Source organism: Caulobacter segnis, assembly GCF_003243465.1.
GTDB lineage: Bacteria > Pseudomonadota > Alphaproteobacteria > Caulobacterales > Caulobacteraceae > Caulobacter > Caulobacter segnis_A.
Genome location: NZ_QFQZ01000108.1, coordinates 1 through 11,736 on the forward strand (window position 1 = coordinate 1; position 11,736 = coordinate 11,736).

The following is an 11,736-nucleotide window of genomic DNA, read 5'->3' on the forward strand; positions in this document are numbered from 1 at the left end:
GGCGACCAAGGCGTCGCCGATCGGCGTCTCCATGAAGTGGTGCCCGCCGGCCATGATGACGACGTACTGGCGGCCGTCGACCTCGTAGGTCATTGGCGTGGCCTGGCCACCGGCGGGCAGCTTATCCTGCCAGACGGTCTTGCCGGTCTTCAGGTCGATGGCGCGGATCAGGTTGTCGGTGGTGGCGGCCACGAAGATCAGGCCGCCGGCGGTGACGACGGCGCCGCCATTGTTAGGCGTGCCGATCTCGATGGGGAGGTTCGAGGTGATGCCGAACGGGCCATTGCGGCGCGCCGAACCGAGCGGGCGGTCCCAGATCGTCCGTCCGGTCCGCAGGTCGATGGCGCGAAGGCCGCCATAGGGGGGCTGCTTGCACAGGAGACCGGTCAGCGGCAGGCGCCAGCCGGCATTGACCTGGATCGCGTAGGGCGTTCCAGCCTGCGGGTCACCTGCGCCCTCCGCGCCGCCCTTCATCGAGCCCCCGCGCTCCTGGCCGCGCGGCGCCCAACCCTTGCGGTCGGCCTCCTGGCGCGGGATCAGGCGGTTGTAGTTGGGCATGTCGTTGTAGTTGGCCACGATCACGCCGCGGGCCGGGTCGATGGCGATCCCGCCCCAGTCGGAGCCGCCGTTGTAGCCGGGATACTCGACATAGCGCTGCTTGGTGGTCGGCGGGGTGTAGAAGCCGTCGTACTTGGCCATCCGGAACTGGATGCGGCAGATCATCTGGTCGATCGGCGACATGCCCCACATCTGCCTTTCGGTCAGATCGGCCTTGCGCAGCGTGTGGAACAGCGAGAACGGCTGGGTGGCCGAACGCTGCTCCGGCTCGACGCCGCCTTGTGGGACCTGCCGCTCCTCGACACCCGTGAGGGGGCGGCCGGTGCGACGGTCGAGCACATAAAGATCGCCCTGCTTGCCCGGCAGGACCAGGGCGGGGACCGGACCGGTCGGGCTGGGATAGTCGATCAGCGTGGCTTGCGAGCCGAGGTCGTAGTCCCAGACGTCGTTGTGCACGGCCTGGAAGGACCAGGCCGTCTTGCCGGTGGTGACGTCGAGCGCCACCAGCGAGGTGGAGTGGGCCTTCTCCGGCGCGGTGCGCAGGCCGCTCCAATAGTCGACGGCCGCGTTGCCCAGGGGGAGATAGACTAGGCCCAGCGCCTCGTCGCCGCTGGCCGTCGTCCACATGTTGGGCGTGCCGCGCGTGTAGGTCTCGCCCGGCGCGGGGGCGCCGGCGCGATCGGGACGCGCCAGGTCCCAGGCCCAGCGCAGTTGGCCGGTGACGGCGTCGTAGCCCTGGATGACGCCGGACGGCGCATCGCGCTTTTGGCCGTCCAGCACCTGGTGGCCGGTGACGATCACGCCGCGCACGATGGTCGGCGCGGAGGTGATCGAGAACATGCCCGGGGCGTGCTCGCCGATCCCCTGGGCGGTGTCGACCTGGCCAACGAACCCAAAGCCCGCGCAGGGTTGGCCGGTGGCGGCGTCGACGGCGATCAGCCGCGCGTCCAGCGTGCCCTCGATGATCCGCCGGGCGCAGGCTTGCGCGGGCGCGGCGCCGGGAACCTCGTAGTACGACACGCCCCGGCAGGCGGCGGTGTAGGGAATGGACTTGTCGTCGACCTTCGGGTCGAAACGCCAGCGCTGGACGCCCGTGGCCGGATCCACGGCGATCAGGATGTTCTTGGGCGTGCAGAGATAGAGCGTGTCGCCGACCTTCAGGGGCGTGGTCTCGGCGCCATACATGTCCCGGGCGGTCTGGCTCTGGGGGAGATCTCCGGTGTGGAACAGCCAGGCGCGCTCCAGCCGTCCGACATTGTCCGGCGTCAGCTGGGCCAGGGCCGAGTAGCGCTGGGCGCCGTACGTGCCGCCGTAGGCGCGCCAGTCGCCGCCGGCCGCGTCGCTCATGGCGACGGGGCGATCGGCGGAGGGGAGGGCTCCGGCCTTCGGGGATGGCGCCAGCGTCACCACCAAGGCGCCGATCACCATCACGGCGCTGGCCGCGGCGGCGATCAGGCCCGCGGCCTTTCGCGCGCCGGGCGCGGACTCGAGCCGTGGCGCGCAGGCCAGCACTGCCAAGAGGAGGATGAAGGGCCCCAGGACGCGTGGCATCAGGGCCCAGCCGTTGAGGCCGGCTTCCCAGAGCGCCCAGACAAGGGTGGCTGCGAAGAGACCGGCATAGAGCCAGACGCCAAGCATCCGGCCCCTGGCCATCAGGCCGCCGGCAACGACCAGGATGAGGCCGGCCAGCAGGTAATAGAGCGAGCCCCCCACCAGGGCGAGCCATAGGCCGCCGACGCCAAGCACCGCGCCGATGACGACGAGGATGACGCCGACCACCATGGCGGCCAGGGGGCGGGCGGAGCCATGGGCGGCGGGCATCGGGCGTCTCCGGTTCGAGCGTGACTGTCGGCAAAATGCGCGAGCCGGCAAAAGGCGCCGCAAAAAGATCGTGAGGCGATCTTTTTGCGGCTCGTGTCAAAGCGCGGCGGCTGTCTGGCCCGTCAGCTCGGCGATCTGCCGCTCGGGCATCAACACCTTCAGGTGGGGGAAGGGGATCTCGACGCCGGCCTCGTCGAAGGCCAGCTTGATGCGCCGATTGTACTCGCGCCCCACCGACCATTGCTGGATGGGTAGGGTCTTGATGCGGGCCTTCAGCACCACGCCGCTGTCGGCGAGATTGTCGACGCCGACCACCTCGATCGGCTCGAGAATCTTGTCGGCGAAATCGGGATTGGCCTGCAACTCCGCGCCGACCCGCTTCATGATCGCCAGGGCGCTGTCGATATCGGAGTCGTAGGACACCTGAAGATCGAAGACGTAGTACGAGAAGCTCTTGGTCAGGTTATGCAGGACCTGGGCTTCGCTGTAGGGGAAGACGTGCACCGTGCCGTCGAAGTCGCGCAGGCGGATGGTGCGCAGGGTCATCTGCTCGACCAGGCCGCCGCTGTCGCCGATCCGCACGATGTCGCCGACCGAGACGATATCCTCGACGATCAGGAAGATCCCGGTCAGGAAGTCCTTGACCAGGGTCTGGGCGCCAAAGCCGAGCGCGACGCCGACAACGCCCGCGCCGGCCAGGAGCGGGCCGATCTTCACGCCAAGCTCGCTCAGCGCCATCAGCAGGGCGACGATGGCGATGGCGGTTTGGGCCACGCCGCGCAGCAGGGGCGAGAGGGTCGCCAGCTGAGCGCGGCGGCGCGGTTCGGCGGCGTGGTCCGCGAAGCCCTCCATGCCGCGCCCGATGGCCAGGCCGACAAGTTCGAACACCGCCACGCTGACGACCAGCAGCAGGCACAGTCGGACGAGGCCAGCCAGGATGCGCGCCCCGAGCGGCGTCGTCCACCAGGCCACAAGGTTGAAGCCCCAGACGTCGGCGACGACGAGCACGGCGGCGATTCCCGCGAGGGCCTGAACGATCCAGCCGGATAGCCGCGCCAGGCGATTGACCCGCACGGTCATCTCCGCATCGGCCGGGCCAGGCAGGCGATGGCCGCCGAGCCGGGCCATCTGCCGGGCCAGACGACCCGCGCCGAGCGCCAGCAGGACGGCCAGCACGGTCAAGGCGAGGTTCAGAACCCAAGCCAGGGGACTGAGCGCCGAGAAGTGCGCCAAGAGGGCCTGCAAGGCCGCGAGGATTCGTTCGCTCGCCGTCATCAGCTGCAGTTCTCCTTGTCTGGGATGGGGAAGGTTCGGTTCAGGCCGGCGCGAAGGCTTTGGCCAGGGCCCGCCGGATCCCCGCAACCTGGCTGTCGGGCGCGCGCCAGCCGACGGTCTCGACTTCGTCGTGCGCGGCCTCGTCGAGCAGCATTGAGCGCACGCCCCAATTGGTCTGCAGGCTTTGCGCGAGCTCGGCGGCGCTGCGGCGGCCGGTGGTCTCGCTGGCCAGCAGGGCCACCGTTGGTCCGGCGTGGGCGGTCACCGCCAGAGTCAGGCCCGCGGTTGGGAACGGGCCGATAACCTGGATCCGCGCTTCATCGAAGGCCGTGATCAGCCGTGTGGCGCGCGTCTCGTCATCACAGATGAGCAAGATCGTCTCGTTGATGTCGTCGTTCATGCAAAGCCCCGTTCAATTGCCGTAAACATCGTATCACGATGTATTGCGTGCCGATGACACGATGGCCTGACATTAAAGTGAGCTTGGCGGTGGGAACCGCCATCAGAACGGTATGGTCAGAACGGGAAGAAGAGAGGAATGGCGATCAGGCCGACCGCCCAGGTGATCAGGTTGAGCGGCGCGCCGAGGCGGACGAAATCGAGGTATCGGTAGCCGCCCAGCTGGTAGACCAGGACATTGGTCTGGTAGCCGAAGGGCGTGGCGAAGGCGGCGCTGGCGGCCATCATCACCGCCACCAGGAAGGGACGGGGGCTGACCCCCAGGCTTTCGGCCAGGGCGACGGCCATGGGCGTCAGCAGCACCGCCACCGCCGCGTTCGACAGCAGCTCGGTCAGCAGCAGGGTGGCGCCGTAGATCAGCGCCAGAGCATAGATCGGCCCCAGCGCCTGCAGCCAGCCGACCATGGCCTTGGTCGTCAGCGCCGCCAGGCCCGTGACCTCCATCGACAGGCCGACGACCACCATGCCGGCGATCAGCAGCAAGATCTCGGGGCGCAGCCCCTTGTAGGCGTCCTCGACGCTGATCACCCGCGCCAGGACAAGGCCCACCGCGCCGGCGAAGGCGCTGGCGGCGATCGGGAGCAAACCGACGGCGGCGACGGCGACCACGGCGGCGAACACCGCCAGGGACGCGGCGGCGCGGATCGGATCGAGGGCCGCGTCCGGCGGATAGAGCGCCGGATCTTCGCCAGCGGGCGTCACCCCCTGCGGCGCGGCCAGCGGCTCACGCGCCGGGGTCGGATCGGCGCCCAGGAGACGCGGCCCGACCAGGAAAAGATATACCCCGCCGGCCAGGGCGATGATCAAGGCCACGGGCGTGGCCTCAAAGAGACCCAACGCCGGCTGACCGGCGTTGCGGGCCATGTCGTTGACCAGAAGATTGGTCGAGGTGCCGATCAGGGTGCAGGCGCCGCCCAGGATGGTGGCGTAGGAAAGGGGGATCAGGAACCGCTTGGGGGACTGGCCGAGCGATTGGGCGACATCGCGCACGACGGGCGCGCCCAGCACCACGATCGGGGTGTTGTTGAGGAAGGCCGATCCGACGCCGCAAAGGGCGATGACCAGCCAAAGGCCGGCTGATCCCAGCCGCGCGCACAGCTTCGTGGCTTGGCGGATCAGCAGGCCCAGGAGGCCCGAGAGTTCCATGGCGTAGGCGATGACGAAGAGCGAAGCCAGGGCGATGATGGCGGGGCTGGCAAAGGCGCCCTGCACCTCGACCGGCCGCACGGTCCGCGTCCCCAGGAGCACCGCCGCGCCCGCCAGCGCCACGACGTCCGACCGCAGCTTGCCGTGGATCAGGGCGGCGACGACAGACACCAGAACCACCAGGGCGATGATCTGGGCTGGCGTCATGTCCGGGGGCAAGGCGGTTGCAATCGGGTCCCTGTCTTCTGCTAGGCTGAGGCCATGAGCGACAATAGGCCCCGGACTCCCGACCGCAAGTTCGCCCTGATCGCGCCGATCGTCATCGGGGCGGCGGCCGTGGTCGTGGTTGTCATGGTGCTGTTGCGCCCGCATCCAGCGCCGCCCGCCAAGGTCGCGCCGCCGCCACTCGTGCCGGCGCCGAGCGCTGCGGCGGTATCGGCCCCGCCGAAGATCGCGCCCGCCGCGCGCGCCGACCTGATCGCCGACGCCGATGTCGCGGCCAGCGCCTTCGCCGCAGGTCAGGCGACCCCGCCGTCCAAGCTGGTCGGCGAACGCTTCTCGATCCGACTGGCCTTCGGCTGCGGCGGGCCCGTCGCCGATCCTGGACCGCTGCAGGCCTACTACCAACTCGACGCGGCCACGCGAACGGTGCGGCTGGTGGCGCGTCCGGCGACCTGGACGGACTTGCCACTGGTCCGCGCCGCAGCGACGACGCAGGCCGCCGAGACCGTCGAGGGGTTCTGGATTCCCAGGCCCTGGCTGCGCGTCGAGGGCTGCCCCTATCGCCGCGAGGTGGCGCCGCCAGCCACCCCCACGCCTGTCGAGGCGCCGAGCCTTGGCCTGGCCATGTTCCATAGCCAGGAGGCCTCCCGCGCCGAGCGCCGGGGCGATCGTCCTTACGAGCATGTCTTCAAGCTTCCAATCGATCGCGATGGCCAGAAGCTGTCGTTCCGTCTGCTTCTCGAAGGTCGGATCTCCGGCTTTTCGAATCGCTCGGCCGTCCGCTGCTGGGGCGAGTCTGTCGATCATCGGCCCGTCTGCCTCTATGGCGTCGACGTCGATCGCGTCGCGTTCGAGGCCGAAGACGGGACGCTCCTGGCCGACTGGCCCCGCTAGGGCCGGGACATGAGCCAAGCTCGTCCCCGTGTCACCGCGCTGATCGACCGCTCGGCCTACGGCGTCAGTGTCGGCGAGCACGCCGCGTGGTTGGCCGAGCGGATCGATGCGGCCCTGCAATTGCGGCATGTGCGCGAGACGCACGAGACGGTCGAGGACGCCAAGGCCCTGCTGTCGCAAGCTTTCGAGCGGTTGGCCGATCAAGGGGCGGCGAGCCCCGATCTCAGCCTTGTCGAGGGCGGCGTGCTGGCCGGCGCCATCAGCGCCGAGGCCGCCGTCCTGGTGATGGGCAAGCGCGGCGAAGGCTCTGCCGAGGGTCGCACGGCGCTGGGCCGGCATGTCGAGCTGGTCCTGCGCGCGCTCGACATCCCAGTCTGCTTGGCGTCTCAACTATTCTTGCCGATCCATCGGGTCCTTGCCGTCACCGACGCCGATCCGCAGCGCCATGCCGCGCTCGACCTCCTGGCGGCCGGTCACGGACTGGACAATCTGGCCATCGACCTGATCGTCGTCGCCGGCGCTCATGAAGATCCCGAGGCCAAGCTCTCCCTGGCGCGCGGCATGCTGGACGGACGCGCGACGAGCTTCGCCGTCCAGACCGAGGACATTGGCTCGGCGATCTGGCGCTATCTCGACGAGCGGCCAGCTGACCTGATCATCATCTCGCGGGCGGTGCTGCTGGGTGGGGGCGTCAATGCTCTCGCCGCGTCCGCCGAGAGCTTGTGGGCCGCGCGCGCCTCGGTTCTGGTCTGCTAGCGCCCGGGTCGCGCCGCCCGGCGGGCGGCCTCGACGATCTCGACCAGGATGTCGGCCCCATCGCTGAGGCGTTCGAGATTGCGGCGGGAGATCGCCTCCAGGATTTCCGCCCCGCGTGGGCGCAGCGCCAGGATGACCCGCCGGCGGTCGGCGTCGGCGTCACGCCGGGCGACGAGATCGCGATCCACCAGGCGCGCGACCAGCTCGACGGCGCTGTGGTTCTTGATCAGCAGGCTGCGTGACAGGTCGCCGATCGAGATGGGGTCGGGGCCCGGATGGGCCTTAATCGCCAGCAAGGCCTGATGCTGCTGGCTGGTCAGGCCGTGGGCCTTGGCGCCGTCCTCGCTGAAGGCCAGGAACTGACGAATGGCATGACGAAAGTCGCCCAGCGCCCGGTAGTCATCCGGGGTGAGGGCGTCGGGGTCGGCTGGGGCAGGCTTGGAGGGCGAACGCAAGCGGCGGGTCCTGGGCGCGAAAGCGCAACAGCGCCTTCTAGCACGCTGGCCGAGTCGTGCGAGGCCTTCACGATCACGCCAGACCGACGTAATTTGACCAATGGATCGTGTGGCGATATTTCACCGCCATGGTCGAACGGGGCGCAAGAGGGCGGGCCGCGCAGGTCGCGGCGCGAGCAGGGGACCAGCTCACGCCGGGGCAACGCGAGCGGCGGCGGCTATGGATCGTTCTCGTCGGGGCGATCATCATGGCCGTCGCCGGAGCCCTGCTTGGCGCGGGCGTGCAGCTCGACGACCTCGTCTATCCAGATTTGCGAGGACCTCGGTTGCGGGTGTCGCCCGCCGCCGCGGTCAATCCTTCCACACTATCGCGTGAGAGCCCGCCGCCGGCCGGTCGGGCTTGATAATCTTCGCTGGGGGCCCTCAAGGCCGCCAAGGCCCAAAGCGGCCACGTCGCATCCCGCGACAGGTTCGCCATCCCGTCGATGGCTGATCCCAAACACCGGAGCACTCCTCGCGCCGCGCACGGCGCCAATCTGAAAAGGGGCAGTTGATGCATTCCGATGCCGATACCAATCCAGCGCCTGTCCGCGCCGCCAGAGGCGAGCCGCTACAGGCCAGGCCGCCGCGCTAGGCGCTTTCCGAAGTTTCGTTCGTCCATCGCCGCGCGCGGCCCGCGCGGCTCGCTTCAACGCGTCCGAATAGATCCATTCCGGCGCCTGCCATGGAGACCGCCATGACGGCCCAGATCATCGCCTTTCCCGATCCGCTTCCCAGCCCGCCGCCCCTCGATCCGGCGGGCCATGCCCTGTTCCTCGACCTCGACGGCACCCTGGCGGCCATCGCCGCGCGCCCCGGTGATGTCGGCCCTGAGCCGAGGCGCACCTTCGTCCTGCGCCGCCTGGTCGAGCGCTTCGATCGGCGTGTGGCCATCGTCAGCGGACGCACCGTCGCCGAGGTCGCGCAGATCACCGAAAACGCCGTGCCCGCCATTGCCGGCGTCCATGGCCTGCAGCGCCGGGACGCGCGGGGCAAGGAGAGCGGCGCGGTCGCCGATCCGGATCTGGCCCAGGCGCTGGAAGTGTTCGAGGGTCTGGCCGCCGCCCAGCCTGGCCTGCTGGTCGAGGACAAGGGGCTCAGCGTGGCCTTGCACTATCGCGCCCGTCCCGGTGCCTGTGAGGCGATCCGCGAGGCCGGCCGCCGGCTCGAAGCCTCGACCGGACTTGTCCTGCAGGAAGGCGATATGGTCGCCGAGATGCGCACCGCCGGCGATGACAAGGGCGCGGCCGTCGACCGCTTCCTGAGCGAATGGCCGTTCCAGGGCGCGAAGCCGATCTTCGTCGGCGACGACCTGACCGACGAGGACGGCTTCCTCGCCGCCGAAGCGGCCGGAGGCTACGGGATTGTCGTGGGTGTTTCGACCCGGCGCACGATCGCCCGCTACCGACTAGCCGACCCGGTCGCGGTGCTCGACTGGCTGGAAGCGGTTGTCGGAGGTGCGCGATGAGCCGCCTGATCGTCGTCTCCAACCGGGTCAACCCGCCCACGGATATCGGCCAAGGCCCGGCGGGCGGCCTCGCCATGGCCCTGGCCGCGGCCCTTCGGGAGTATTCCGGCATCTGGTTCGGCTGGAGCGGGGAGACGACCGAAACCTTCGGCGGCCAGATTTCCATGCAGAAGATCGGTGGCGTCACCGTCGCCCTCGTCGACCTGGAGGAGCAAGATCGCGAGGAATATTACGACGGCTACGCCAATCGCACGCTGTGGCCGCTGTTCCACTCCCGCACGGACCTGGCGTCCTACGAACGCTCGTTCGGCGAGGGCTATGCGCGGGTCAATCGGCGCTTTGCTGAGACCCTGGCGCCACTGATCGGGCCGGGCGATCTCGTCTGGGTCCACGACTACCACCTGATCCCCCTGGCCGCCGAGCTGCGCGCGCTGGGCGTGACCAACAGGATCGGCTTCTTCCTGCATATTCCCTGGCCGGGCCGGCGACAGATGACCACGCTGCCGCAGCACCGCCAGTTGGTGGAGTCGCTGCTGGCCTACGACCTTGTCGGCTTCCAGAGCCGCGACGCGCTCGACGCTTTCGGCGACTACGTCACCCGAGAGGTGGACCTGGCCATCGTGGACGGCGTCGTCGACTTCGACGGGCGGCGCACGCGCATCGGCAATTTCCCGATCGGCATCGAGGCCGAGGCTTTCGCCCTGGACGCGGCCTCGTCGTCGCGGCGCCCGCCAATACGCGGCGGCGGCGACGGCCGAGGCGCCTTCGGACGGATCGCAAAATGCCCGTCCTTGATCTGGCCAAGCGGCTGCTGTCGACCAGCGCCATCCTGCTCTTCGGCGCCATCGCCATTAGCGTGATGACTCGCGACGAGTGGCTGGCGATCGCCCATGCCGCTGGCGTCGTCAGCGCGGTGATCGCGGCAATCGGCGTCTTGCTGCTGATGGCGGCGGGCCTGCGCCGGATCGGCCTGGCGAAGACGGGCCGGTCAGAGCCGGATGGGAGCCGGGACCACGAACTGGGCCAGTCAGGCTGGGACTGACGCTGGCCTCCGCGCAGCGTGCCGGCCGGCTTAACGCGTACAGGGACATTCCGAGCCATAGCATCGCATCACGATATAATGTGTCGACGCTTGGAAGCTCCGCCCTTAGCGTTTGAGCGCCCCTGAGCCATTCACCGCTTCGCCTGAAGGCGCGCCCGCGACAACCAGGAGCTCATATGACCGAGCCTTTTGACTTCGAGCGCGAACTCGTCGCTCTCATTCCCCATATGCGCGCCTTCGCCCGTGGACTCTGCCGCGACGCCGTTTTGGCCGACGATCTGGCGCAAGACGCCTTGCTTCGGGCCTGGCGTCGGCAGGAGACCTTCAAGCCCGGCACCAATATGCGGGGCTGGGTTTTCATGATCGTGCGCAACCAGTTCTTCTCGCTCAAGCGCCGCGCTTGGCGCTCGGTGGCGCTAGACCCCGAAGTCGCCGCTCAGACCTTGGTCTGCGCGCCGAGCGCAGAGCACGTCCTGGAGCTTGACGATGTGCGCAGAGCTCTGGCGCGCCTGCCGGATCATCAACGGGAGGCCGTCATCCTGGTGGGCGCCGGGGAGCTGTCCTACCAGGAGGTCGCCGAACTCACCGGCGTGCATATCGGCACGGTCAAGAGCCGGGTTTGTCGCGCTCGGCTCGCGTTGACCGAGATGCTCTCGGACGGCGCGGTTGTCGGTGACGTCGATGGAATGGGACAGGGCCTAGGCGCTCTCCTGGAGGGTCTTCAGCAAGCGCTCGCGGCTTGATCCGGACGACGTCGGAGGCATCGCTGCGGCCTGTTTGGGTCTGCCCGCCCAGGCGGCAGCCGAGGTCTCATCGTCAAACCTGTATGTCGTCTTCCTGGAGCTGCGCCAATGTCAGCAAATGCCGCAGCCTGGCCGGCGACACCGACCTTCGGATCGAGCGGGAAGGATCGTGGGCTGACTTTCGCCCTAGTTAGCTTGGCCTTGCCAGCGAACGCCGGTCATTGCACGCTGCTCGAGTCTGAGGGGGCAGCATGAACATCAAACACTTCGCTACGAGCGTTTTCGTAGCGATACTCGTCGCGGCCGCAGGCGCTCGCGCCCAATCACCAGAGGCCTCGCCGGACAGCCGGACACAATACGTTGGTGCTCATGAACGGATCGACCTGGGCGGCGGGCGTAAAATCAACCTGTTCTGCTTGGGAAGCGGCGACACGACCGTTCTATTCGATTCCGGGCTAAGCGACTGGTCGTCGATCTGGGCTCTTGTACAGCCCCGCGTGGCTGACCGGGCCAGAGCCTGTAGTTATGACCGGGCCGGCATGGGCTATAGCGACCCCGCCACATCCCCACGCTCACCGATCGCGATCGTCGGTGACATGCACACGCTCGTGGAGAAAGCTAAGCTAAAAGGTCCGCTTCTTCTCGTTGGGCACTCCCTCGGCGGCTTCAACATGAAGCTGTATGCCGCGCTTTTTCCTGCTGACGTCGGCGGTCTGGTTTTGGTCGATCCCTCCGAAGAGCGCATGTTCGATCGTACGCGCGCCATGCTGCAGAAACGGTTTGATCCTCCCTCGTTTCAGTGGACACCCATGCTAGCTTTTCGGAGCTGGAGAGGAGTGTCTGATGAACGTGAAGCGT

General features: G+C 68.5%; 11 protein-coding genes and 1 pseudogene. 7 read left to right on the forward strand and 5 right to left on the reverse strand.

From position 1 onward, the window contains the following. From DI526_RS21545 to DI526_RS21560, 4 genes are all read right to left on the reverse strand, one after another. The coding region (locus DI526_RS21545; protein WP_304282470.1) for a membrane-bound PQQ-dependent dehydrogenase, glucose/quinate/shikimate family at positions 1–2,379 on the reverse strand (2,379 nt) is incomplete at its 3' end. Positions 2,380–2,475: 96 nt separating this feature from the next. Continuing rightward, entirely contained in the window at positions 2,476–3,654 is a 1,179-nt protein-coding gene (locus tag DI526_RS21550; RefSeq protein WP_304282473.1) for a mechanosensitive ion channel family protein, read from the reverse strand. Positions 3,655–3,694: 40 nt separating this feature from the next. Next, complete coding sequence (locus DI526_RS21555; protein ID WP_304282475.1) at positions 3,695–4,054, reverse strand: hypothetical protein; 360 nt, start codon at positions 4,052–4,054, stop codon at positions 3,695–3,697. Between the two features lie 116 nt (positions 4,055–4,170). Beyond that, positions 4,171–5,478, reverse strand: coding sequence for an SLC13 family permease (locus DI526_RS21560; protein ID WP_304282478.1), 1,308 nt, complete (start codon positions 5,476–5,478; stop codon positions 4,171–4,173). Between the two features lie 42 nt (positions 5,479–5,520). Between DI526_RS21560 and DI526_RS21565 the strand changes: the two genes are divergently transcribed. Both DI526_RS21565 and DI526_RS21570 read left to right on the forward strand, forming a co-directional pair. Beyond that, entirely contained in the window at positions 5,521–6,375 is an 855-nt protein-coding gene (locus DI526_RS21565; RefSeq protein ID WP_304282480.1) for a hypothetical protein, read from the forward strand. Positions 6,376–6,384: 9 nt separating this feature from the next. Continuing rightward, positions 6,385–7,131, forward strand: a complete 747-nt coding sequence (locus tag DI526_RS21570; protein ID WP_304282483.1) for a hypothetical protein — start codon at positions 6,385–6,387, stop codon at positions 7,129–7,131. Here DI526_RS21570 and DI526_RS21575 read toward each other — a convergent pair. Beyond that, entirely contained in the window at positions 7,128–7,586 is a 459-nt protein-coding gene (locus tag DI526_RS21575; protein WP_304282486.1) for a helix-turn-helix domain-containing protein, read from the reverse strand. The two genes, DI526_RS21570 and DI526_RS21575, sit on opposite strands and share 4 nt — an antisense overlap. A 736-nt stretch (positions 7,587–8,322) precedes the next feature. Here DI526_RS21575 and otsB point away from each other — a divergent pair. The 5 genes and pseudogenes from otsB to DI526_RS21600 all read left to right on the forward strand — a co-directional run. Next, positions 8,323–9,093: a trehalose-phosphatase gene (otsB, locus tag DI526_RS21580; protein WP_304282488.1), complete on the forward strand. Its 771-nt coding sequence runs from the start codon at positions 8,323–8,325 to the stop codon at positions 9,091–9,093. Further along, a pseudogene (locus DI526_RS21585) lies at positions 9,090–9,818 on the forward strand (trehalose-6-phosphate synthase); the annotation flags it as partial. The gene otsB and the pseudogene DI526_RS21585, both read left to right, overlap by 4 nt. Before the next feature lie 56 nt (positions 9,819–9,874). Next, entirely contained in the window at positions 9,875–10,135 is a 261-nt protein-coding gene (locus DI526_RS21590; RefSeq protein WP_304282489.1) for a hypothetical protein, read from the forward strand. A 176-nt stretch (positions 10,136–10,311) separates the two neighbouring features. Continuing rightward, entirely contained in the window at positions 10,312–10,878 is a 567-nt protein-coding gene (locus DI526_RS21595; RefSeq protein ID WP_304282492.1) for a sigma-70 family RNA polymerase sigma factor, read from the forward strand. A gap of 251 nt (positions 10,879–11,129) precedes the next feature. Next, positions 11,130–11,736: alpha/beta fold hydrolase (locus DI526_RS21600; protein ID WP_304282493.1), on the forward strand; the 607-nt coding region annotated here is incomplete at its 3' end.